The 22,079-nt window shown below is 76.6% G+C and carries 25 protein-coding genes and 1 tRNA gene; 11 read left to right on the forward strand and 15 right to left on the reverse strand.

All coding sequences use genetic code 11. The features are described from left to right. The first annotated feature begins 146 nt into the window (after positions 1-146). Both ACI79E_RS11435 and ACI79E_RS11440 read left to right on the forward strand, forming a co-directional pair. Positions 147-2,078 (forward strand): Hsp70 family protein, encoded by a 1,932-nt coding sequence (locus ACI79E_RS11435; protein WP_456932662.1) that lies wholly within the window; start codon positions 147-149, stop codon positions 2,076-2,078. Continuing rightward, positions 2,075-4,633 carry a LuxR C-terminal-related transcriptional regulator gene (locus ACI79E_RS11440; RefSeq protein ID WP_456932663.1) on the forward strand — a complete coding sequence of 853 codons (2,559 nt, stop codon included), beginning with the start codon at positions 2,075-2,077 and terminating at the stop codon, positions 4,631-4,633. The genes ACI79E_RS11435 and ACI79E_RS11440 overlap by 4 nt, the downstream gene beginning before the upstream one ends. A gap of 55 nt (positions 4,634-4,688) precedes the next feature. On the opposite strand, the gene ACI79E_RS11445 is transcribed toward ACI79E_RS11440, so the two are convergent. Further along, complete coding sequence (locus tag ACI79E_RS11445; protein ID WP_456932664.1) at positions 4,689-4,913, reverse strand: hypothetical protein; 225 nt, start codon at positions 4,911-4,913, stop codon at positions 4,689-4,691. A gap of 132 nt (positions 4,914-5,045) precedes the next feature. Here ACI79E_RS11445 and ACI79E_RS11450 point away from each other — a divergent pair, with 132 nt between their 5' ends. Then, entirely contained in the window at positions 5,046-5,684 is a 639-nt protein-coding gene (locus ACI79E_RS11450) for an MBL fold metallo-hydrolase (protein ID WP_456932665.1), read from the forward strand. Between the two features lie 28 nt (positions 5,685-5,712). Here ACI79E_RS11450 and ACI79E_RS11455 read toward each other — a convergent pair whose 3' ends face one another. The 4 genes from ACI79E_RS11455 to ACI79E_RS11470 all read right to left on the reverse strand — a co-directional run bounded on the left by ACI79E_RS11455 (position 5,713) and on the right by ACI79E_RS11470 (position 7,756). Continuing rightward, positions 5,713-5,988 (reverse strand): GlsB/YeaQ/YmgE family stress response membrane protein, encoded by a 276-nt coding sequence (locus ACI79E_RS11455; protein ID WP_456932666.1) that lies wholly within the window; start codon positions 5,986-5,988, stop codon positions 5,713-5,715. A gap of 112 nt (positions 5,989-6,100) precedes the next feature. Then, positions 6,101-6,577: an SRPBCC family protein gene (locus ACI79E_RS11460; protein WP_456932667.1), complete on the reverse strand. Its 477-nt coding sequence runs from the start codon at positions 6,575-6,577 to the stop codon at positions 6,101-6,103. 121 nt (positions 6,578-6,698) lie between these two features. Beyond that, positions 6,699-7,439, reverse strand: a complete 741-nt coding sequence (locus ACI79E_RS11465; RefSeq protein ID WP_456932668.1) for a GntR family transcriptional regulator — start codon at positions 7,437-7,439, stop codon at positions 6,699-6,701. 50 nt (positions 7,440-7,489) lie between these two features. Next, on the reverse strand, positions 7,490-7,756 hold the full coding sequence (locus ACI79E_RS11470; RefSeq protein ID WP_456932669.1) for a DUF167 domain-containing protein: 267 nt from the start codon (positions 7,754-7,756) through the stop codon (positions 7,490-7,492). An 89-nt stretch (positions 7,757-7,845) separates the two neighbouring features. On the opposite strand from ACI79E_RS11470, the gene ACI79E_RS11475 reads away from it, so the two are divergent. Beyond that, a complete protein-coding gene (locus ACI79E_RS11475) occupies positions 7,846-8,415 on the forward strand; it encodes a TetR/AcrR family transcriptional regulator (RefSeq protein WP_456932670.1) in 570 nt (189 codons plus the stop codon). 1 nt (position 8,416) lies between these two features. Here the strand turns inward: ACI79E_RS11475 and ACI79E_RS11480 are convergent, their stop codons facing one another. Beyond that, complete coding sequence (locus ACI79E_RS11480; RefSeq protein ID WP_456932671.1) at positions 8,417-9,652, reverse strand: metallophosphoesterase; 1,236 nt, start codon at positions 9,650-9,652, stop codon at positions 8,417-8,419. A gap of 89 nt (positions 9,653-9,741) precedes the next feature. Further along, positions 9,742-11,355 carry a CYTH and CHAD domain-containing protein gene (locus ACI79E_RS11485; RefSeq protein ID WP_456932672.1) on the reverse strand — a complete coding sequence of 538 codons (1,614 nt, stop codon included), beginning with the start codon at positions 11,353-11,355 and terminating at the stop codon, positions 9,742-9,744. A gap of 150 nt (positions 11,356-11,505) precedes the next feature. Here ACI79E_RS11485 and ACI79E_RS11490 point away from each other — a divergent pair, with 150 nt between their 5' ends. Continuing rightward, positions 11,506-12,552 carry a PRC and DUF2382 domain-containing protein gene (locus tag ACI79E_RS11490; protein ID WP_456932673.1) on the forward strand — a complete coding sequence of 349 codons (1,047 nt, stop codon included), beginning with the start codon at positions 11,506-11,508 and terminating at the stop codon, positions 12,550-12,552. Between the two features lie 46 nt (positions 12,553-12,598). Here the strand turns inward: ACI79E_RS11490 and ACI79E_RS11495 are convergent, their stop codons facing one another. The 5 genes from ACI79E_RS11495 to ACI79E_RS11515 all read right to left on the reverse strand — a co-directional run bounded on the left by ACI79E_RS11495 (position 12,599) and on the right by ACI79E_RS11515 (position 16,551). Then, positions 12,599-13,384: a nitrilase-related carbon-nitrogen hydrolase gene (locus tag ACI79E_RS11495; RefSeq protein WP_456932674.1), complete on the reverse strand. Its 786-nt coding sequence runs from the start codon at positions 13,382-13,384 to the stop codon at positions 12,599-12,601. Beyond that, complete coding sequence (locus tag ACI79E_RS11500) at positions 13,381-14,571, reverse strand: pyridoxal phosphate-dependent aminotransferase (RefSeq protein WP_456932675.1); 1,191 nt, start codon at positions 14,569-14,571, stop codon at positions 13,381-13,383. Before ACI79E_RS11500 ends, ACI79E_RS11495 begins: the two co-directional genes overlap by 4 nt. Before the next feature lie 117 nt (positions 14,572-14,688). Beyond that, positions 14,689-14,913, reverse strand: coding sequence for an RNA-binding S4 domain-containing protein (locus tag ACI79E_RS11505; RefSeq protein ID WP_456932676.1), 225 nt, complete (start codon positions 14,911-14,913; stop codon positions 14,689-14,691). Continuing rightward, the gene (locus tag ACI79E_RS11510) at positions 14,910-15,635 is read right to left on the reverse strand and encodes an MOSC domain-containing protein (RefSeq protein WP_456932677.1); all 726 of its coding nucleotides are present in this window, start codon (positions 15,633-15,635) and stop codon (positions 14,910-14,912) included. The genes ACI79E_RS11505 and ACI79E_RS11510 overlap by 4 nt, the downstream gene beginning before the upstream one ends. Before the next feature lies 1 nt (position 15,636). Next, positions 15,637-16,551, reverse strand: coding sequence for an aldose 1-epimerase family protein (locus ACI79E_RS11515; RefSeq protein WP_456932678.1), 915 nt, complete (start codon positions 16,549-16,551; stop codon positions 15,637-15,639). 89 nt (positions 16,552-16,640) lie between these two features. Between ACI79E_RS11515 and ACI79E_RS11520 the strand changes: the two genes are divergently transcribed. Both ACI79E_RS11520 and ACI79E_RS11525 read left to right on the forward strand, forming a co-directional pair. Beyond that, positions 16,641-16,907: a helix-turn-helix transcriptional regulator gene (locus ACI79E_RS11520; protein ID WP_456932679.1), complete on the forward strand. Its 267-nt coding sequence runs from the start codon at positions 16,641-16,643 to the stop codon at positions 16,905-16,907. Beyond that, complete coding sequence (locus ACI79E_RS11525; protein ID WP_456932680.1) at positions 16,904-17,413, forward strand: hypothetical protein; 510 nt, start codon at positions 16,904-16,906, stop codon at positions 17,411-17,413. Before ACI79E_RS11520 ends, ACI79E_RS11525 begins: the two co-directional genes overlap by 4 nt. 27 nt (positions 17,414-17,440) lie before the next feature. Here ACI79E_RS11525 and ACI79E_RS11530 read toward each other — a convergent pair whose 3' ends face one another. Next, on the reverse strand, positions 17,441-17,911 hold the full coding sequence (locus tag ACI79E_RS11530; RefSeq protein ID WP_456932681.1) for a GNAT family N-acetyltransferase: 471 nt from the start codon (positions 17,909-17,911) through the stop codon (positions 17,441-17,443). After that, entirely contained in the window at positions 17,908-18,501 is a 594-nt protein-coding gene (locus ACI79E_RS11535) for a TetR/AcrR family transcriptional regulator (protein WP_456932682.1), read from the reverse strand. Before ACI79E_RS11535 ends, ACI79E_RS11530 begins: the two co-directional genes overlap by 4 nt. 85 nt (positions 18,502-18,586) lie before the next feature. Here ACI79E_RS11535 and ACI79E_RS11540 point away from each other — a divergent pair, with 85 nt between their 5' ends. The 3 genes from ACI79E_RS11540 (at position 18,587) to ACI79E_RS11550 (ending at position 20,926) form a co-directional block, all read left to right on the forward strand. After that, entirely contained in the window at positions 18,587-19,750 is a 1,164-nt protein-coding gene (locus ACI79E_RS11540; RefSeq protein WP_456932683.1) for an acyl-CoA dehydrogenase family protein, read from the forward strand. A 129-nt stretch (positions 19,751-19,879) separates the two neighbouring features. Continuing rightward, entirely contained in the window at positions 19,880-20,359 is a 480-nt protein-coding gene (locus ACI79E_RS11545; protein WP_456932684.1) for a pyridoxamine 5'-phosphate oxidase family protein, read from the forward strand. Positions 20,360-20,449: 90 nt separating this feature from the next. Then, on the forward strand, positions 20,450-20,926 hold the full coding sequence (locus ACI79E_RS11550; protein WP_456932685.1) for a DUF1707 SHOCT-like domain-containing protein: 477 nt from the start codon (positions 20,450-20,452) through the stop codon (positions 20,924-20,926). Positions 20,927-21,001: 75 nt separating this feature from the next. Here ACI79E_RS11550 and ACI79E_RS11555 read toward each other — a convergent pair. Further along, positions 21,002-21,084, reverse strand: a tRNA-Leu gene (locus ACI79E_RS11555). A 177-nt stretch (positions 21,085-21,261) separates the two neighbouring features. Here ACI79E_RS11555 and ACI79E_RS11560 point away from each other — a divergent pair. Beyond that, positions 21,262-22,071 (forward strand): FhaA domain-containing protein, encoded by an 810-nt coding sequence (locus ACI79E_RS11560; RefSeq protein WP_456932686.1) that lies wholly within the window; start codon positions 21,262-21,264, stop codon positions 22,069-22,071. Positions 22,072-22,079: the final 8 nt, after the last annotated feature.

The raw sequence follows: 22,079 nt of genomic DNA on the forward strand, positions 1-22,079 counted from the left end.
GCGGGGTGTCGCCCCCCACTTACGGTCCGCACTCGTCCGTCGGGTGGTCCGCATGAGACAGATGGGGTGGGCGGGCCATACGTTCGCTGGACCGGGAGGTCCAACGCGGGGGCCCCGGGACGTGATGGGGAACCAGGGGGCTACCTGTGCGCGAGGACGAGTACGGGCTCGGCATCGACATCGGCGACGGGACGATCTCGGCGGCGGTGTGTGCCAAGGACCCGACGGGGGAGGCGACGGCACGGCCGCTGCCGCTCGGCGGTCACGGGACCACCCTGCCCGCCGACGTGGCGGTCGGGCCCGACGGCGAGGTCGCGCTGGCGCCGGTGCCCGGCGGGGTCACCGTCGCCCACGTCCTGGCCCGGGTGGGTGCCCCGGAGCCGGTGTACGCCGGGGAGCGGCCCGTGCCCGCCGCCGACCTCGCGGCCGAGGTCGTCCAGCGGGTGCGCGAGGCGGCCGCCGGGCAGGAGGGGCGATCCGACGCGTGGACGGTGGTCACCGTCCCGCCGTCCTGGGGCCGGCACCGCCGCGCCGTGCTCGCCCGGGCCCTGGAGGCCGCCGGCGTGCCGCGCTTCTCCCTCGTCTCCAGTGCCGTCGCCGCCGTCCACCACCACGTGGTCACCGGGGGCCTGGCGCCCGAGCCGACCGTGGCCGTCTACGACCTGGGCGCGAGCACGCTCGACACCGCCGTCGTCGGGCCCACGGACGACGAGCCCCTGGGGCACCGGGGCCTCCCCCCGGAGCCCCGGGCGTGGGGCGGGCGCGACGTCGACGACGCGGTCCTCGCCCACGTGCTCGGCTCCGGGGCGACGCCGGCGGGTGCGACCGGGGCGGCCGGGCTCCGGGCGGCCTGCACGGCGGCCAAGGAGGCGCTGTCCGCCCGGACCACCGTCGACGTGGCCACCCAGGCGTCGGACGGACCGGTCCGGCTCACCCGCGAGGAGCTCGACGAGGTCCTCGCCGGCCCCGTGCGGGAGTCGGTGACCACACTCCAGGACGCCGTGGCCGCCGCCGGTCTCGAGCCGGCCGACCTCGACGCCGTCGTCCTGACCGGCGGCGGGGTGCGGGTGCCGCTGGTGGCCGAGGTGCTCTCCGGCGAGCTGGACCGGCCGCTGGTCGTCACCGCGGAGCCGGCGCTCACCGTGGCGCTCGGCGCCGCCGCCCTGGCCGCCGACGCCCTCGTCGCCGAGGAGCTGATGGCGGCCGTCCCGGCCGAGCCCGCCGCCACGCCTCCCGCGGGGGACGTCCCGGCGCCCGGGGCGGACCGGCGGCCCCCGACCGCGCAGGGCCCGGCGTCCCGCCGGCCCGGTGGGACGACGCGACCGCAGCGGAGCTCCCGGGTGCGGCGCGGCGCGGTGGTCGGCGGCGCGCTGCTGGGGCTGCTGGTCGTGCCTCCGGCCCTGGCCGCCGTCCTGGGCTCCGATCCCGCTCCCACCCGGACCGCGGAGGAGAGCGACGGGGGCGGGCAGGTGATCGCCACCGGCACCGCGGAGGTCGACAGCGCCCCGTCCGCCGAGGCCGCGGCCCAGCCGGCGACGCCGGCGGCCCCCGGCAGCCGCGGCGGGGCGGCGGCGGGTGGCAGCACCCCGGGCGCCGCCGACAGCCCCCGGCCCCGGACCAGCCTGGTCGCGGCCATCACCACCGCCGCGCGGAGCAGCGCGGCCGGGACGACCGGCGCCCCCTCCCCCGCACCGGCCCGCCCGGGGACGGGGTCGACCGGCGGCAGCACCGGGCCGCTGACGCCGGCCGGCACCGTGGCCCCCGGCACGACGGCCCCCGGCACGACGACCCCCGGCACGACGGCACCGGGGACGAGCGCCCCTGGCACGACCGCGCCGGGCACGACGGCACCGGGCACGACGCCGCCGCCGACCACCGACCCCGAGCCCGACCCGACCCCCGAGCCCGACCCGACCCCGGACCCCGGCCCCGTCACCGACCCGGCGCCCGAGCCGGAGCCGGAGCCGGAGCCGGAGCCGGAGCCCGAGCCGACGGCCCCCGCGCCCGACCCGACCCCGCCGCCGGCCACCGAGCCGGCGCCCGAGCGCATCATCGAGCTGGACACGGACCTGCTGTGATCGCCGACGTCTGCGCGACGGGCACCCTGCCCGCCGCGACTGCCGCGGTGCCCGGTCTCGTCGCGGCGGGTCCGGCCACGGTGACCGTGCAGGGCCCCGGCGGCACCGGGAAGACCCACCTCCTGGGCGAGCTGGCCACCGCGTGGCGGCGGTCGGGGGTCGTGGTGCTCGACGGCGTCCCGGAGGACCCCACCGGGCTGCCGGCGGAGTTCGCCGTCGTCGTCGACGACGCCCACCGGCTGTCCGGGCCGGCCGCGGCCGGGCTCGCCGCGCTCGGGGGCCGCCCCGGCGCGCGGATCGCGCTGGCCCACCGGCCGTGGCCCCGCCCGGCACCGCTCACCGCGCTGCTGACCGAGCTCGGTGCCGACCGGCGCACCGTCGTCCTCGGCCACGCCGACCGCGCCACGGTGCGGGGCTGGGCACGCGAGCAGCTCGGTGCGGCCGCGACCCCCGAGCTGGTGGACGCCGTCCTCGCCCGGACCGGAGGGCTGCCCGCGCTGGTGCACCCGGTGCTGCGCGCGCTGGCCCGCCGCGGCGGCGGGGACGGCCGGCTGGTGCGCACCGCCGTCCCGGAGGAGGTCGCCGACCGGGTCCGGACGCAGCTGGCCACCGTCGACGAGGGGACGCGGGCGCTGCTGCACGCGGTCGCCGCCGGTGCACCGCTGGACGACGACGTGCTCGGCGGGGTGCTCGGCGTGCTCCCCGGTCACGCGGCGGAGCTGGTCACCGCCGGCCGGGCCAGCGGCCTGCTGCTGCCCAGCGGCGCCGTCGTGCCCCTGGTCGCCCAGCTGCTGCTGGACGCGACCCCACCGGACGTCACCCGCCGCACCCGCCGGCAGCTCCTGGCGCTGCTGGTCGAGCGCGGTGAGGAGCCCGTGGAGCTCGCCCGCCGCCTGGCCGCCGACCGGGTGCGCGACACGGAGGCCGCGCGGCTGCTGGAGCGGCACGGGGAGGCCGCCCTGGCCGCCGACCCCGCGCTGGCCGGCGAGCTGCTCGGGGCGGCCGCGCGCACCGGCGCGCCGGTGGCGGGACTGGCCGCGCGGCGGGCCCAGGCCGCGGCGCTGGCCGGGGACCTCGACGGCGCCCTGCAGTGGGCCGACACCGCGCTGACCGACCCGGCGGCGCCGGACCGGGCCCGCGCCGCCGGGGTGGCCGCGGCCGTGCTGGCGCAGCGGGGGCTGCTGACCCGGGCCGCCGCGCTGTGCCGGCTGGCCGGACCGGACCGGGCGGGCTCGGCGGCGCTGGCCCTGCTCGCCACCGGGGAACCGGGGGAGGCGGCCGCCGTCCTCGACGGCGCGCGGGTGGCCGCCGGGGTGCCGAGCGTGCTGTCGGTGAGCGAGGAGCTGACGGCCCAGGGGGTGCTGCAGTCCCTGCGCACCGGGGAGAACGCCGCCGACGACATCGCCGCGGCGCTGTCCACGCTGACCCGTGCCGCGGCGCTGCTGGAGCCGGTCGGCCGCACCGCGCTGCTGGTCGACACCCCGGCGGCCCTGGCCGCGCTGGTCGCCCTGCACAGCGGGGAGCTGGGGGTGGCCGAGTCGGTGCTGCAGCGGGCCGTGGACGCCGACCTGGGCGGGGCGCCGTGCCGGCCGCGGCACCGCCTGCTGCTGGCCTGGATCGCGATGCTGGCCGGCCGGATGACCCGCGCCCGCGAGCACATGGACGCCGCCCGTGACGGGGCGGCACAGCTCGAGCCGCGCGACGACGTGTTCCTGCAGGCCCTGGAGGTGGGGCTGGCCCGCCGCAGCAGCGACGTGCCGGCGCTGGTGCGGGCGTGGGTGAAGGCGCGGGAGGCGGTGGTCCGCCACCCGGTCGACCTGTTCACGCTGCTGCCCCTGGGGGAGCTCGTGGTGGCCGCCGCCCGGCTGCAGGACGGCGACCGGCTGCGTCCGCACCTGGCGGAGGCACAGGCCCTGCTGGCGCGGCTGGGGGACCCGCAGCTGTGGGCGACCTCGCTGCACTGGAGCGGTGCGCAGGCGGCGATCCTCACCGACGACCCGGACGGTCTCCGGCCGCACGCGGCGGCGCTGGTGGCCGCGGCGCGGACCAGCCCCTACGCGGCGACGCTGGCCCGGGCGGGGCGGTCGTGGATGCGGGTGCTGACCGGTGACGTGGACGCGGCGAGCGTGGTGACCGCGGCCGAGGAGCTCACCGCGGTCGGGCTGGGCTGGGACGGTTCCCGGCTGGCCGGGCAGGCCGCGGCGCGGACGGTGGACCAGAAGGCCCGCGCGGTGCTGCTGGGCTGCGCCCGGTCACTGGCCGACAGCGCCGGGTGCGAGGCCGGGCCGGCGGTGCCCGCACCGCGGGCGGCGGGCGACCCGACCCCCGCGCCGACGCCCGCACCGGCCGCGCCGGGCGGGGTGCTCAGCGAGCGGGAGCGGGAGGTGGCGCAGCTGGTCGTGGCGGGGCAGACCTACCGGGAGATCGGCGGGCGGCTCTACATCTCGGCCAAGACGGTGGAGCACCACGTGTCGCGGATGCGGCAGCGGCTGGGCGCCAGCAGCCGGTCGGACCTGCTGGCCCGGCTGCGGGCGGAACTGGCCGACGGCGCCTGACGACCCCCTGCCGGACCCCGTCACGGGCCCGCGGGCGACGGGGCGCCGCAGGCCCTCACCGGGTGAGGACGACGCAGGCCGGGCAGACGTCGCGGGTGGTCGCCGGCCAGGGCTGCTCGACCACGACCCGGGCCAGCGACCCGCACAGGCTCAGCTCGCACGCGCCGTCGACCTCGGCGGTCGGGCGGTACAGCTCCACCGCGTGCCACAGGGCGGCGGTGGGGCCGTGGGCCCGGCTGCGGGCGGCGACGACGGTCCGGGCGAGGGTGTGGGTGCTCATGCCCAGGAGGTCGGCAGACCGGCGGACCGGGGACACGGCCCGGCGTCACGGTCTCCCCCGGAGGGGTGAGACGGGGCACCCGATCGCCGGTCGGTCGCCCGCCGGGCAGGATGCGGTCATGGAGGTGGGGACATGGAGCTGACCAAGCACGGCCACGCCTGCGTCGTCCTCGGGGAGGACGACCGGCGGCTGGTCATCGACCCGGGGGCCTTCACCGACCCCTCGGCCCTCGACGGAGCCAGTGCGGTGCTGGTGACCCACGAGCACTTCGACCACTTCGCCCCGGACGTCCTGCGCGCGGCGATGGACGCCGATCCGGCGCTGGAGGTCTGGACGAACCGGTCGGTGGCCGGTCAGCTCGAGGGCCTGGGCACGCGCGTGCACGTCGTGGGCGACGGGGACGCGGTGACGGTGGCCGGCTTCGACGTGACCGTGCACGGCGAGCTGCACGCGGTGATCCACCCCGACCTGCCGCGGATCCCGAACGTCGGGTTCCTCGTCGGGGGTCAGGTGTTCCACCCCGGCGACGCGCTGACGGTGCCGGGGGAGCCGGTCTCGACCCTGCTGCTGCCGGTGCACGCGCCGTGGTCGAAGGTCTCGGAGGTCATCGACTACGTCCGGGCCGTGGACGCCGACCAGGCGTTCGCCGTGCACGACGGGCTGCTCAACGAGACCGGGCTGGGTGTCGTGGGCGGGATGCTCGGCGAGCGGGGGCCGGGCACGCCGACCCCCTACAGCCGGCTGGCCCCCGGGGACTCGGTCGACCTCTGAGGGTCGGCCGAGGCCCCGGGGCCGGGGGTCAGCGGACGGCGCGGTTGCGGCCGCCCGACATGCCCGCGTAGACGCCGACCAGGATCACGGCGGCCACCACGGCGAGGATGAAGCCGAGGATGTTCAGCTCGAAGATGTCGCCGGTGCCGATCAGGCTGGCGATGAAGCCGCCGATCAGCGCGCCGATGACACCGAGCACCATCGTGGCGAGGATGCTCATCTGCTGCTTGCCCGGCTTGAGGAGGCGGGCCAGCGCTCCGATGATGAGGCCGACGACGATGAGCCCGAGGATGTCCCAGATCATGGTGCTCTCCCTTGCGCTCGCGGGCCCGCCCCAGTCGGCGGACCCATTCGGCGAGGTGGCTACCCCAAGATCACTGCGGCACACCTGCCGGTCACCCGATCGTGGCCCTCGCTCAGCCCCGGGACAACAGGTCCACGTGCGCGGGCAGCTTGTCCAGCTCCCCGTCGACGGTGCGCTGGACCATCTGCCGCACGCCGCCGCGCACCAGCCGCTGGACGAGCCGGTTGCCGCTCCTGGGCTCGTGGGTGACGGTGATCGTCACGCGGGTGGCGGCCGCCCCGGCGTCGGCGAGCTCGATGCGGGTGGTCCAGGTCTCCGGCGTGAGCTCCAGCCGGGTCGTCACGGCCCGTCCGGGCTCCCAGTCGACGATCTCCCCCCGGGGCGCCCCGGCCGGCGGCTGCGCGTCGCCGGCCAGCCGGCCCGGCACGCAGACGAACGTCGTCCCGCGGCCCGGTGACCCGGAGCCGTCGACGAGGTAGGAGACGTCGCACACGGCGCAGTAGGGCGCGAGGACGGCGAGCGCCCGCCACACCCGGCTCCGGTCGTAGGGCACCTCGCGGGTGCCGCTGGCGGTGACCGGTTGCGGCATGGGACCTCCGGGACGTGGCTCGGCGCGGGCAGGAACGGCCCGGTCGTCCGCCCGACGGTAGTCGGCCCCGGCGAGGGGCCCGCCGGCGGCGAACCGGTCCGGAGCGCCGCACGGGTCCGCGTCAGCGGCCGCCGACGGAGACCTCGAACTCCACCTGGCTGACGTCGGGACGCAGCCGCGAGTAGCTGTGCACCTGCGGGTGACCGGCACTGTCGCGCACCGTCGTCCGGACGACGAGCAGCGGCGAGCCGGCGATCACCCCCAGGACCTCGGCCTCGTCCGGGGCGGCGGTGCCCACGTCGACCACGATGCGGGCGTGGGCGAGGTCGGCGGAGTACTCGCGCCGCAGGAAGTCGTAGAGCGACCCCTCGCTGAAGTCCTCCTCGGCGGCCCGCGGGTAGACCGACGCCGCCATGAAGCTGTGCGCGACGTGGTTCGGGGTGCCGTCGACGCTGCGCAGCCGGACCAGCTCGACCACGTCGGTCGCCGGCTCCAGGCCCAGCTCGGCGGCGATCGGGGGCTGCACGGGCACGATCCGCTGGGTCAGCACGGTGGTGCCGACCTGGGCGCCCTGCTCGGTCATGACCGAGTTGAACCCGGCGATCCGGTGCACGAAGCTCTCGCGGTACTCGTGGCGGATCGGCGGGCGGGTGACGTAGGTGCCGCGGCCCTGCTCGCGCACCAGGTGCCCGTCGGCCACGAGCCCGTCGACGGCGCGGCGCAGGGTGATCCGGCTGACCCCGTACTCGGCGCACAGCAGCGGTTCGGGCGGCAGCAGGGTGTGCTCGGGCAGCGCGGACACCCGGCGGCGCAGGTGTTCGCGGACCGCGAGGTACTTCGGTCCCGATCCGGCGCTGGTCACGCCGCAAAGGTACTGGACGAGTAGACGTCTGGTCGTCTGAGACGTCTGTCTCAGTCGGGGGAGGGCGTCATGAGCGCGGCCAGCCGGGCGGGGTCGGCGCCGTCGACGTCCACCACCTTGGTGCGGCTGGTGGCGCCGCTCACCAGGCTCACCTGCCGGCGCCGCACACCCAGCGCGCCGGCGACCGCGGCCAGCGCCGCCTCGGTGGCCTGCCCGTCCACGGGCCGGGCGGCCACCCGGACGACGAGTGCACCGTCGTGGCTGCCCCCGACCGCCGTCCGGCCGGCGCCGGGCCGCACCCGGATGGTCAGCCGCACGGGACCCAGTGTGCCGACGCCGAGGTTGGGAGGCCGACCGCGGGGGTACGTGCGCATCCCGCACCCGGGTGACCGGAGGATGGTCGCTTGTGACCGAGCCGCAGGACCCCCGCACCCGCCGCCGCCAGGCGACCCACCGGCGGATCTACACCACGGCCATGCGGTTGTTCGCCGAGCACGGCTACGACGCGGTGACCGTCGGCCAGATCGCGGCGTCGGCGAAGGTGTCGGTCCCGACGTTCTACGACCACTTCCCGAGCAAGGAGCACATCGTCCTGCCGATGCCGGACGTCCGCGAGGTCGAGCAGGCGCTGGGCGCGCAGGACCAGGGGCTGCCGCTCGCCCAGCGGATGCGCCAGGGCATCCTCGGCTGGCTGGGCAGCATCCAGGGCCCGGACCGCGACGAGATGCTCGAGCGCTGGCGGATCGTGGTCACCACCCCGGGCCTGCAGACCCGGGCGGCGACGTTCGAGCGGGCCACCGCGGAGATGGTGCTCGACGTCGTCGAGCCCGACGACCGGTCGATCGTCCCCGGCATCGTGGTCACCGCCAGCCTGTCGGCCTACACCCAGATCCTGGTCCGCTGGGCCGAGGGCGAGGGGAAGGTGCCGTTGGAGGACGTCGCCGAGCAGGTGCTGGACGCCCTCCGGGAGCTGTGACCTACGGCGCCCGCAGCTCGATCACCGACACCTCCGGGCGGGCGCCGATCCGCATGGGCGGCCCCCAGAACCCCGCCCCCGGCGTGACGTAGAGCTGGGTGTCGCCGACCCGCGAGTACCCCTGCACGGCCGGCTGGTCCAGGCGGATGGCGTAGTCGAAGGGCCACAGCTGGCCGCCGTGGGTGTGCCCGGACAGCTGCAGGTCCACGCCGGCCGCCCGGGCCTGCTCCACCATCACCGGCTGGTGGGCGAGCAGGACGACCGGCGTGCCGTCGTCGCGGCCGTCGAGCGCGGCGTCGAGGTCGGCGCCGTGGCCGGGCAGCCCGGAGCGGTCCGCCGTCCGGTCGTCGATCCCGGCCAGGTCGAAGGAGGCGCTGCCGCGGCGGATCGCCACCCGTTCGTTGCGCAGCACCTGCACCCCGAGGGTGGGCAGGTGCCGCAGCCAGGCCGTGGTGTCGACGAAGTACTCGTGGTTGCCGGTCACGAAGTAGACGCCCTGGTCGCTGACCAGGTCGGCCAGCGGGGCGACGTCCTCGCGCAGGTCGTCGACCTCGTCGTCGACCAGGTCACCGACGATGGCCACGACGTCCGGCTGCTGGGCGTTGACGATCTCCACCAGCCGCTCGAAGCGCCGGCCACCGTAGGTCGTGGACAGGTGGCCGTCGGAGAAGGTGACGATCCGCAGGCCGTCGAGGGCCGGGTCCAGCCCGGCCAGCGTCACCGGCACCCGGCGGACGACCGGCGCGGAGTTGGCCAGGTAGGCGCCCGTGCCGGCGGTGCCGAGCGCGACCGCGCCGGCGGTCAGCGCCAGTCCGCGCGCGACGAACAGCCGCCGGGACGGGTCGACGACGTCGTCATCGGCCGGCCGGCCCGGGGCCACCCCCGCGTCGTCGGGGTCAGGCTGCTCGGGCGCGGCGCCGCCCGGCACGACCGCCACCGGGGTCGCGACGACGTCCGCCCGCCGGCTGCCGGTCCACCGCCGCAGCAGCAGGCGTACCGGCTCGAGGGCGAGCAGCGTCAGGAACGTGTAGAAGGCCACGCCCAGCCACGCGAAGCCGACCCAGTCGGCGGCGACCGCGCCGGCGCCGTCCCCCCGGAGGAAGACGGCCAGCAGCGGGAGCGCGGCCAGCAGCAGCAGGGCGAGGGTGAGGCGCCGACGAGCCCGGCCGGGCCGCGTGGTGCTGCGCACCAGCCGCCACCACAGGTAGCCGTGCAGGATCAGCAGGGCGAGCAGCACGACCGTGCCGAAGCCGAGCAGGCCGAGGATGGACAGTGCGGACCTCGCTCATCCGTGGGTGGGTGGTACCGCGATCCTGCGGGAGGACCTCAGCCGGCCCGCGACGCCGCGCGGACCACCGTCGCCAGTGACGGCTCCAGCGCCCAGAACTCGTCCGCGGCGCGGGCCGCCCGCGCCTCCTCCAGACCGTGCAGCCGGCCGAGGGTCCAGGCGTTCTCACCCGCCGCGAACGCGGCCAGCCCGAGGCGGGTGCAGTAGGCGCGGGTGACGACGGTGTCCTGGACGGTGCCCAGCGCCTCCTGGACCTGCCTCAGGCTGTCGACGAGGTCCTCCGCCGGCGTCCCCAGCACCTCGGCGGCGACCTCCGCGGTGTAGCGCACCCGCTTGGCGGCCTTGCGGACCGCGTGCAGCGCGTGCTCCCGCTCCGCCCCCTCCAGCGCCCGCGCCGCCGCCACCGCCCGCCGCAGCCGCTTGCCGGTGCGCCGGACGGCGTCGGCCGCCACACGCGGCGCCGGGTCGGCCGCCGCCGCGGTGAGCGGCCGGTCGGTCTGCAGGCCCTCCAGGGCGTCGAGCAGCCGCAGGTAGCGGCGGTCGGTCAGGGCCCGGGTGACCTTCCGGGCGCCGGCCTCGTGGTCGGCGACGGCCGTCTGCTGGAGGCGGGCGGCGACCGGGCCCAGCACCAGCTCCACCGGCTGGGCGGCGACCAGCGCGCGCAGGTGGGCCAGCGCCACCTCGCCGTCCCGCGCGGCGGACAGCTGCTCCCCCACCCACCGCAGCTCGTCGCGCAGCGGGTCGGTGCGCTCGCGGTCCAGCACGGGGCGGAAGGCGGCCAGGATGCTGCGCAGCCGCCGGCAGGCGACGCGCAGGTCGTGGACGCCCTCCTCCTGACCGGTGCGGACGGCCAGGTCGGCCTCGCGGAGCGCGGCCAGCTGGGTGGCGACCGCCGCGAGGACGACGTCCCCGGCCGTCGGCCCCTCCGCCGCCCCGTCCCCGCCCTTCCGGCTCTTCCCGCCCTTCCCGCGCTTCCCGTCCTTCTTCTTCTTCGTCTTCCCGCCCTCGTCCGGCACGGCCGGCGCGTCCGCCGCCGGGAGCCGGCCGTCGAGCACCCGGCCGACCTTGGAGGGCAGCGCGGACACCCGCGCACCGGCGCTGAGCAGCCGCTCGGTGACGGCCTCGAGCAGCGCGGCGTCCCCGTCGACGAGCTCGACCTCGACCTCCCGCCAGCTCGTGACGGTCGCCGGCTCACCGGGGCCGGTGGCCAGCGCGGTGCCGAGGACGACGTCGTCGGCGACCTCGGCCAGCACCCGGCCCTCGCCGTCGAGCAGGGGGTGCACCACACGGCGGGTGCGCAGGCTGGCGACCGGTGCCGGGGCGGCCGTGCCGAGCTGGCCGAGGACGGGCGCCAGCACGGCCCTGGGCACCGTGCGGGAGGCGCGGCCCAGCGGCTGGTGCAGCTCCCGCCGGGCGCCGGCTCCCGCGGGGAGCTTCACGTGCCAGCCGGCGTCCGGGCCACCGGTGCGGCGGCGCAGCGTCACCCGCGAGCGGAGCAGGCGCAGGTCGGCGGTGTCGTAGTAGGTGGCCTCGAGCTCGTGGCTCTCCGGCTCACCCACCGAGGCGATCCCGCCGACACCGGCCAGGTCGGGCAGCGCGAAGGACTCCTCGGCCTCGAACTTGCGCTCGATCTCCAGGTGCTCGGTGGTCACGGCCGCCACGGTAGGCCAGGTCCGCCCTGGTCAGCACGGCGTCGGGGGCCTGCGCCGGTCCGCCGTCCCGATGTTCACCGGACGCCCCGGCTGGGCACGCTGCTCGTGGGAGCGCCCAGCGCCGGGCCTCCCGACGAGGGGAGCCGGCCCATGTTGAGCGAGCGAGAACTGTCCGCGGCCATCGGCAGCACCGCCTACGGCCCCGACGGCCAGAAGATCGGCACCGTCGAGCACTTCTTCACCGACGACCGGACGGGCGCCCCCACCTGGGTCGCGGTGTCCACCGGCCTGTTCGGCACCCGGCACTCCGTCGTCCCGGCCGCCGAGGCCACGTTCACCGACGGCGCCCTGCAGCTGCCCGTCACGCGGGACGCCGTCCGCAGCGCACCGCAGGTCTCCGACGAGCACCTCGACCCCGACGCCGAGGCCCTGCTGCGCCGGCACTACGAGGCGGGTGCCGCGGAGGGCACGACGACCGACGAGCGGACCAGGGCCGGCGAGCAGACCACGCCCGGCGGGACCACGGCCGCTCCCGCCGCCGGCTGGGAGGACACCGGGCGGGACGGCGCCGGGGCCACAGGGGCCGCCGAGGGCGCTGTCCCCGCGGCCGGCGGCGCTGTCCCCGCGGCCGGCGGCGGGGTCCCCGGGGCGGGCGGCGCCGTCCCCGGGGCGGGCCGGGACGAGCAGACGGTGCGGGCGGTCTCGGTGCAGCCGCCCGCCGGCGCGGCCACGGCCGCCGTGCCCGGTGCCGCTGCGGATCCCGCCCCCGCCGGCGCGGCCACCGCCGACGGTGCGATGACCCGCAGCGAGGAGCAGCTGCGGGTCGGCACCGAGCGCGTGGCCACCACCCGGGCCCGCCTGGTCAAGTACGTGGTCACCGAGCAGGTGACGATCACCGTGCCGATCCGGCGCGAGGAGATCCGGGTGGAGCAGGTGCCCGTCGACGCCCCCGACCCGGGGCCCGGGGAGTCCCTGGCGGCCGACCCGGACCGGGCGGCCCCTGCGGCGGCGTCGTCCGGCGGCGCGGGCGGGCTGCCCGACGAGATCGTGCTGCACGCCGAGCGGCCGGTCGTCTCGGTCGAGGTCGTGCCGATCGAACGGGTGCGGCTGCGCACCGACGTCGTGACCAGCCAGGAGCAGGTCACCGAGCAGGTGCAGCGCGAGCAGATCGTCGTCGACGAGGAGCGGGTCCGCTGAGCACCGGAGGCCGTGGGCGCAGGTCCCCTGCGCCCACAGCCCCCGCTCAGGAGCGGCGGTCGGGCAGGAAGCGGAGCTGGTCGCGGGTGGCGGCCACCTCGGCGGGGTCGACGTCGGCCAGGACGACCGTCTCGACCCCCGCGGCCGTGGCCAGCAGCTCCCCCATCGGGCTGACCACCACGCTGTCGCCGGCGTGCTCGGTGCCGTCGCCGGCCACCCCCACCCGGTTGCAGCCGACCACGTAGGCCTGGTTCTCGATCGCCCGCGCCCGCAGCAGCGTCTGCCAGTGGTGCCGGCGGCGGGCCGGCCAGTTCGCCGTCACCAGGTAGACGTCGGTGTCCAGCGCCGCGGCCCAGAAGACGTCGGCGAAGCGCAGGTCGTAGCAGATGAACGGGGTGATCCGCAGGCCACCGATCTCCACCGTCAGCGGCTTCTCGCCGGCGCGGAAGCGCTCGTGCTCGCCGCCGTGGGTGAACGGGTGCAGCTTCCGGTACCGGTGCACGGTGCCGTCGGGCCCTGCCAGCACCAACGAGTTGTAGGGCAGCTCCGCGGTCCCCCCGCCCGCACCGCCCGGGTCCGGGGCGACCTCCGGGCAGCTGCCGGCCACCCACACCCCGTGCCGCGCCGCCTGCTCGGCGAGCCACTGCGACGACGGGCCGCCCTCGGGTTCGCCGATGCCCGGCGTCATCGTGAAGCCGGTCGAGAACGTCTCGCTGAGCAGCACGAACTCCGCGCCCGCCCCGACCGCGCGGGCCACCTGCGGGGCCAGCCGCGCGAAGTTCGCCGCCCGGTCCTCCCAGACGATGTCGTGCTGTACCGCTGCGATCCTCACGACCTCATCCTCCCCAACCGCTCCACCGCCTCGCCGAGCACGGCGTCGCCCTTGCAGAAGGCGAAGCGCACGAGGTGGCGGCCCAGGTGCGCGTGCGCCGGGTCGTAGAAGACCACGGTCGGGATGGCGACGACACCCGCGCGCTCGGGGAGCGCCCGGCAGAACGCCACGCCGTCCCCGTCGGGCTGCACCGGCCGGACGTCGACGGTCGCGAAGTAGGTCGCCTCGGGGCTGACCACCGGCAGCCCGGCCTCGGCCAGCCCCTGCACCAGCACGTCGCGCCGGTACTCGAGGTCGGTCGCGACCTGCTCGAAGTACTCGTCCGGCAGCTGCAACCCGGCCGCGACCGCCGGCTGGAAGGGGCCGGCGTTGACGTAGGTGAGGAACTGCTTGGCGGTCCGGACGGCGGACACCAGCGGCGCCGGCCCGCAGATCCAGCCCACCTTCCAGCCGGTGACGTTGAACGTCTTGCCGGCGCTGCTGACCACGAGGGTCCGCTCCCGCATGCCGGGGAAGGTGGCCAGCGAGGCGTGCCGGCTGCCGGAGAACACCAGGTGCTCGTAGACCTCGTCGGTGAGCACCAGCAGCTCGTGCTCCATCGCCAGCGCCGCCAGCGTGCCGAGCTCCGTGCGGGTGAAGACCTTGCCGGTGGGGTTGTGCGGGGTGTTGAGCAGCAGCAGCCGCGCCCGCGGGGTCACCGCGGCGCGCAGCTCCGCGGGGTCGAACGTCCACGCGCCGGCGCCGGACTCCGGCGGCCGCAGCGGCACCGGCCGCGCCACGCCGCCGGCCATCGCGATCCCCGCGGCGTAGCAGTCGTACATCGGCTCGAACAGGACGACCTCGTCGCCGGGCTCCAGCAGCGCCAGCAGCGCGGCCGACAGCGCCTCGGTGGCGCCCGCGGTGACCAGCACCTCGTCGGCCGGGTCGTAGGCGTGCCCGCCGAAGCGCTCCACGTGGTCGGCGATCGCCGCCCGCAGCTCGGGGATGCCCGGGCCGGGCGGGTACTGGTCGTGCGGGGTGCCGATGGCGGCCCGGGCGACGTCGAGCACCTCGGGCGGGCCGGGGTAGTCCGGGAAGCCCTGGCCGAGGTTGATCGACCCCGTGGCGACGGCGAGCGCGCTCATCTCGGCGAAGACCGTCGTCCCGAAGCCCTGCAGGCGGGCCGACAGGTGGGGCACGCGCGTCATGGCCGCAAGCCTCGCAGTTCCACGTGGAACGCGCGCTGACCCACCACGACAGCTGTCGTCTCCCGCGCCACGGTCCGCTCCTCGCTCGCTGGCGCCCGCTGCGATGCCCCCGCGGCGTCAGCCGACGACGACGTCCTCCATGCCCTCGATGCTCACCACGTCACCGCGGCGGACCTGGCGGCCGCGGCGCTCCTCGGGCTCCCCGTTGACCCGCACGCCACCGGTGAGCAGGACGTCCTTGACCTGGGCGCCGGTCGGGACGGCGTCGACCAGCTTCAGCAGCTGCCCCAGCCGGATCGACTCCTCGCCCGGACGGAGCTCGACGGTGCGCACGGCGGTCATCCTCCCCCGAGCTGGTGCAGCTCGTCGCCGACGGCCACCCGTCCCGGCCGGGCCACCAGCGCCCCGACCGCCAGGGTGCCGCCGCGCTCCCGGTGCACCGTCTTGAGCACCGACGTGTCCCGGCCGATGCCGCCGGGCTGCGGGCGGGTCACCATCACGCAGCGGTCGATGTGCCCGCCGACGTCCAGCTCGGCCCCGCCCAGCCGCACCCGCCGGCCCACCAGCGCGTCCTCCCCGTCGCCGTCCAGCAGGACGTTCGCGCGGAACCGCCGCCGGTCCCAGGTGCCCAGCGTGCCGGTGGACACCAGCGAGACGCGGATGCGGGAGCTGTCGTGGAAGGCCCCGCCGGCGCCGGTGAAGGCGTCCCAGCCGTACTCGCCGTCGTCCTCGACCTCGAAGGGGTTCTCGTACCGGCGGTCGCCGGGGGCGTCCGCCGCGGCCCGGAGCGTCACCGGGCGCCCCAGCCAGGCCGACAGCACGGCGTCCTCGGCGGTGACGGTGCCGTCGGGCAGCACGACCTCCACCTGTCCGTCGGCGCGCAGCCGGCCGGCCGCGAAGAGCAGGTCGGGCACCCGGCGGGCGGTGAGCCCGAGACCGCTCCCGACGTCGAACAGCGCCCACTGCCGGTCCCCGGCCAGCCCCTCGGCGCCGACGTCGGCGGCGGCCAGACGCTCGCCCTGCAGCGACTTCACCGGGTACCGCCACAGCTCCGCGACGCGCACGTCAGGCCTCCCAGGTGAGGGTCCAGGTGCCGGCCCAGTCCGCGCCGGGCTCCAGGACGACGAGGTCGACGCCGTCGGCCAGGGCGTTGGGCGGGCAGGTCATCGGCTCGACCGCCACGCTGCGCCGCCGCTGGCCGGCCGGCAGCGAGTCGCCGGTGAACACCTGCAGCCAGGGCCAGGAGCGGTCGACGGCCAGCTCGAGCGCACCGGCCGGGCCGCTCAGCCGGACGCGGGCCCAGCCGTCGGCGTCCCGCTCCAGGTCGGTGAGGGGGGTGTCGATGGCCCGGTCCCCGATCCGGCCGACGGCGCCGTCGAAGGGACGCCGCTCGCCGGTGGGCAGGCCGCCCTCGTCGACGACGAGCTCCGTGCGGGCGGGCAGGTGCAGCTCGGCGTCCGCGACCCCGCCGTCCTCCCGCGCGCCGACGGCGAGGTAGGGGTGCATCCCGACGCCGAGGGGCGCCGGCTCCGCGGAGACGTTGTGGACCCGGACCGTGACCGTCAGGCCCTCGGCCCGCAGCGTGTGGTCGACGGCGACGGCGAGCCGGAACGGGTAACCCGGCCGCGGCTCCAGCACGGTGCCCACCGTGACGGCGTCGGGGAGCCGGGACAGCACCGCGAACGGCTGCCAGGACAGCAGCCCGTGCGCGGCGTTCGGCGTCCCGGGGGCCGCGACGTCGAGCTGGAGCTCCCGCCCCGCCCAGCTCCAGCGGCCCTCGCGCAGCCGGTTGGGCCACGGCAGCAGCAGGCCGCCGCGTCGTCCCGACGGCACCGTGCCGGCCGGGTAGCCGTCGAGCACCTCGCGGCCGCCGACGGTCAGCGCGCGCAGCCCCCCGCCGCGCAGGTCGACGGCCAGCCGCGCGGCGCCGGCCGCGATCTCCACCTCGACCGGCGCGATCGCCGGCCACGTCCCGCTCATGGCGGTCACCCCACCACAGAGCTCCGCGTCGTCGCAGGAACCGGTACAGGACTTGCACTGTTCATAGCATTACTGCTACGAAGTGCAGCATGGGTCGCCAACCCCGCGCCGAGGCGGACAAGGTCCACGACCGCATCGCGGTGCTCCGGGCGGAGCGCCGGGTGAGCCGCAAGGAACTGGCCGACGGCGTCGGGGTCCACCCGCAGACCATCGGCTACCTCGAGCGCGGGGAGTACAGCCCGTCGCTGGCCCTGGCCCTGCGCATCGCCCGCTTCTTCGGCCTCCCGGTCGAGGCCGTCTTCTCCCTCGACCCGCTGCCCCCGATCGGATCCGAGCTGTCCCGGAGGACGACGTGACGACCCCGCCCGAGCAGACCCACCTGGCCCGCGCCTTCGAGGACGAGCGGTACGCCTGGACCCGCACCCGCCGGGCCCGGCACCGCGCGGTCCTGGCCGAGGCGGCACTGATGACCGCCCTCGTCGCCGCCACGCTCGCCGCCGCCCTCACCGATGCGGGCTGGACCACGGCCTACTACCTGGCGTGGACGGCGGGGATGCTGCTGCTGATCCCGCTGCACTCCCTGCTCAACCTCGGCATCCGCGGGGTCTTCGACCGCGCGCGGCACTCGCTCGACGAGCACCAGCGGGGCATGCGCGAGCACTCACACAGCCGGGTCGGCTGGCCGATGCACGGGCTCACCCTCACCGCCTGGGCAGGGGGCATCGCCCTCGCCGCCGGCACCGGGCACACCGCCCTCGCCCTCTGCCTCGGCTTCCTGCTGTGGCTCACCGCCTCGCTGCTGCCCTACTGGCACCTGGCGTGGACGCTGCCCGACGAGGACGACGACCTCCTCCCGGCCTGACCACCGCCCGGCCTGACCACCGACCGGTCAGGCCGGTCGGAGCACCCGCTCGTAGAACAGCGAGTCGACGGCGTCCAGGTAGCCGCCGAAGGCGTCGATCGGCCGGTAGCCGGCGCTCTCGTACAGCCCGATCGCCTCGGGCTGCCTGGGGCCGGTCTCCAGCCGCAGCGTCCTCCAGCCGCGGGCTCCCGCCTCGGCCTCGAGGGCGGCGAGCAGCCGCCGGGACACCCCCCGGCCGCGCGCCGCCGGCACGACGTACATCCGCTTGAGCTCGGCGACCCCGGTCTCCAGCGCCCGCAGCGCACCGCAGCCGACCGCCGTCCCGTCGGGGTCCCGGGCCACGAGCACCACGCTCACGTCAGCGGCCGACGGCGGGGTGCCGGGCTCCCCCGCCCCGTCGTACCGCGCCCGGAGCTCCGCCTGCTGGGCAGCGGTCAGCCGCTGCACGTCCTCGTCGTCCCACACCGCCCGCTCGATCTGCACGCCGTCGATCGTCACAGGCTGATGCCGTGCAGCAGCAGGGCGGCCAGCTCCCGGTAGGCGGCGGCGTCGTCCAGACCGGTGGCCCGGGCGGTGTCGCCGCGGCCGATGCGGAACACCAGGGTGGAGACGGTGTCGGCGACCAGCGCCGGGTGCACCTCCCGGAACCGGCCCTGCGCCACGCCCTCGGCGATCAGCTCCTGGACGCGCTCGGCGGCCCGGGCGGTGTTCTGCTCGTAGACCGCCCGGCCGGGGGCGAAGGCGTCCAGGTCGCGGTAGAAGGCCGGGCCGGCCGGTGCCAGGGCGCGCGCGACGGCGGACAGGTAGGCGGTCACCCGCAGGGCGGGGTCCTCCTCGGTCGCCGTCCCGGCCTCGACGGCGGCGGTGGCCTTGCGGAAGAAGTGCCGGATCACCCGGGAGGCCAGCTGCTCCTTGCTCCCGGCCAGCGCGTAGAGCGTGCTCTTGGAGCAGTGCAGCCGGACGGCGAGGTTCTCGAGGGTGAACCCCGCGAAGCCCTCGGCGAGGAACAGCTCCTCGAGCTGGTCGAGCAGCTCGGCCTGCCGGCGGGTCAGCCGGCCGGACGGCGCGCCCGCGATCTCCACCGCCATGACACCTCCCGGCGAGCCAGCATCCACCTGGACGCGGAACAGTACTGTCGTACCGACGTCAGTACAGCTCCGAGGAGGAGACGCCGTGCCGGTCGACCGCGAACTGCCCACCGAGGAGGCCGCCGACCTCCTCGCCCTCACCCGCGAGATCGCCGACGCGGAGCTCGCGCCCAAGGCCGCGCAGTACGAGCGCGAGGAGCGCTTCCCGCGCGAGGTGTTCCGGGTCCTCGGTGACGCCGGCCTGCTCGGCCTGCCCTTCGGGGAGGACGTCGGCGGTGGCGGCCAGCCCTACGAGGTCTACCTGCAGGTGGTGGAGGAGCTCGCCGCCCGCTGGGCGAGCGTGGCCCTCGGCGTCAGCGTCCACACGCTGTCCTGCTTCCCCGTCGACCGCTTCGGGACCGACGCCCAGCGCCGGGACCTGCTGCCGGAGATGGTCGGCGGGCGGCTGCTCGGGGCCTACTGCCTGTCGGAGGCGCACGCCGGGTCCGACCCGGCCGCCATGCGTGCCGCCGCGAAGACCACCGACGACGGGTGGGTGGCCCGGGGCGAGAAGGCCTGGGTCACCCACGGCGGGCACGCGGACTTCTACTCCACCTTCCTCCGGACGCCGGACGACGGGGACCGCGGCATCTCCTGCTTCCACCTCACCCCCGACCTCGCCGGGTTCTCCGCCGCGCGCCCCGAGGAGAAGATGGGGCTGACCGGGTCGACGACGGCCGCGATCCGGCTGGACGACGTCCCGATCCCGGCCGACCGGCTGGTCGGCGAGCGCGGCCGGGGCCTGGGCATCGCCCTCGCCGCGCTGGACTCCGGCCGCCTGGGCGTCAGCGCGGTCGCCGTCGGGCTGGCCCAGTCCGCCCTGGACGTCGCCGTCGGCTACGCGCTGGAGCGCGAGGCCTTCGGCCGGCGGATCGTCGACCACCAGGGCGTGGCGTTCCTCCTCGCCGACATGGCCGCCGCCGTCGAGTCCGCCCGGGCCACCTACCTGGTCGCGGCCCGCCGCAAGGACGCCGGCCGGCCCTACGCCCGCCAGGCCAGCATCGCCAAGCTCGTGGCCACCGACGCGGCCATGAAGGTCACCACCGACGCCGTCCAGGTGCTCGGGGGCGCCGGGTACACCCGCGAGTTCCCCGTGGAGCGGTACATGCGCGAGGCGAAGGTCATGCAGATCTTCGAGGGCACCAACCAGATCCAGCGCATGGTGATCGGCCGGCACCTGGCCGCCGAGGCCGCCCCACCCGCCGGCTGAGCGCCCGCCCCACCCTCCGGTCGAGATCCCGCGATCTCGTACGCCGGTCGCCCCGGCGAGGTGCGAGATCGCGGGATCTCGACGGTGCAGGCGTCCCATCTGTCGGCGTCCGGGTGCACCATCCCGCGCATGGCCTCCTTCGCGGACGTGGCAGCAGCCGAACCGGAGTTCGCGGCCCGGGTGCGCGCGACCTTCGACGCCCACCGGCACAAGGTGCTCGCCACGCTGCGGGCCGACGGCGCACCGAGGGTGAGCGGCATCGAGATGCAGTTCGTGCTGGGCGAGCCCTGGCTGGCGGGCATGCCGCAGTCGGTGAAGTTCGCCGACCTGCGCCGCGACCCACGCTTCGCCCTGCACAGCGGCAGCGACGAGCCGGACACCTTCACCGCCGACGCGAAGCTCTCCGGTCGGGCGACCGAGGTGACCGACGCCGACGAGTGGCAGCGCTACACCGCTGCGGCCGGGGTCCCCGACGGCCCGGGCAGCTTCGAGCTGTTCCGCGTCGACCTGGAGCAGGTGGTGCTCACCGCGCTCAACGACGAGAAGACGGCGCTGGTCATCTCGTCGTGGCGGGCCGGCCGCGGGCTGACCCGCACCGAGCGGACCTGACGGGTTCCACGTGGAACGGGTGACGGACGTCAGTGGACCGGGCGGGGGCCTGCGGACGAGACTGGAGCCCCCGGAACAGGAAGGTCACCGATGCCCGACCCGCACCTGCGCGCCGCCGACGCCGACCGCGCGGCTGTCGCCGCCCAACTGGGCGAGCACATGGCCGCCGGCCGGCTGAGGGTGGACGAGTACGACGACCGGCTGGCCCGCGCCTACGCCGCCCGCACGTACGGCGAGCTGGCCGAGCTCACGGCCGACCTGCCGGCACCGGTCGCGCGCCGCACCGAGCCCGCCGCTCCGGCATCTGCGCCGACGGGGCACGGCATCAGCCACGCCGGCTCGTGGGGCGGCTGGTCCGGCGGGCCGTCGAAGGCGGCGGCGTGGCGCAACTGGCTGGCGACCGCCGTCATCGTGCTGACCGTGTGGCTGGCCACCTCGATCGGCTCGGGCGAGCTGCTGTACCCGTGGCCGATCTGGGTCATCGGCCCGTGGGGTGCGGTCCTGCTCGCGCAGACGATCACCAGCAACCGCCGGGACGCCGGGGACGACCGCCCCCGGCTCCCCTGAGCGCCACCGTCCACCGGTCCACAGACGCGACGCGGCCCCGGGGTCATGGACCCCGGGGCCGCGTCGTCGTGCCGGTGGGCAAGGGGGGAGTTGAACCCCCACGTCCTCTCGGACACACGGACCTGAACCGTGCGCGTCTGCCATTCCGCCACTTGCCCTGGCGAGGAAGAACCCTAGCAGCACGTCCGGGGACACCCGAGGAGGGGGGCACCCGGACCCCGCACGGACGCGGCGCGTCCGGGGCGTCGGACGGTCACTGGCCGGTCCGGGGCCGCGCACCCGGCTACGATCAACGGTGGCAGATCGGACGTCCGGGCGAGCGCAAGGGAGCGACTGTGGGTGTGCTGCAGCGCTTCGAGCGACGGCTGGAGGGGATGGTCGGGCTGGCCTTCGCCCGGCTCTTCAAGGGCAAGGTGCACCCCGCGGAGATCGCCAAGGCCCTGACCCGTGAGGCCGACGAGCAGCGCTCGGTCATGGGCGAGGGCCGGGTGCTGGCGCCCAACGTCTACGACGTCCGGCTCGGCCCCACCGACTACGACCACCTCGCCGAGTGGTCCGAGCAGCTGGCCGCCCAGCTCGCCGACATGGTCTCCGAGCACATCGACGCCGAGGGCTACCAGGTCTTCGACGCCGTCCAGGTGCGGCTCGAGCGCGACGACGCGCTGCCCACCGGGGTCTTCGAGGTCAGCTCGCACGTGGCCGACCCGGCACGCGGCAGCACCCGTGCCGACGACGTCCCGGCGCCCCTGCCCACCGGCGGCGTCCCGCCGCTGCCCCCGCTGCAGGGCCGGATGGCCACCGACACCGGCCGGCAGCAGCCGTCCTCGGTGGTCGGGCGGGCCGGCTCCCGGCCGGGCGTCACCCACGTCCTGCTGGTCGACGGCCCGGGCACCCGGCACGAGCTGACCACCGGGCGCAACGTCATCGGCCGCGGCACCGACGCCGACATCCGACTGCCGGACACCGGGGTGAGCCGCAAGCACGTCGACGTCGTGCTCGACGGGGCCACCGCGATCGCCGAGGACCTCGGCTCGACCAACGGCACCCTGGTCAACGGCCGCCGCATCACCCGGCAGCCGCTGTCCGACGGTGACGTGATCCGCATCGGTCACTCCGTGCTGGTGTACCGGCAGGACGGCGCGTGAAGCAGGTT

The sequence above is a fragment of the Geodermatophilus sp. SYSU D00079 genome, from assembly GCF_054050635.1.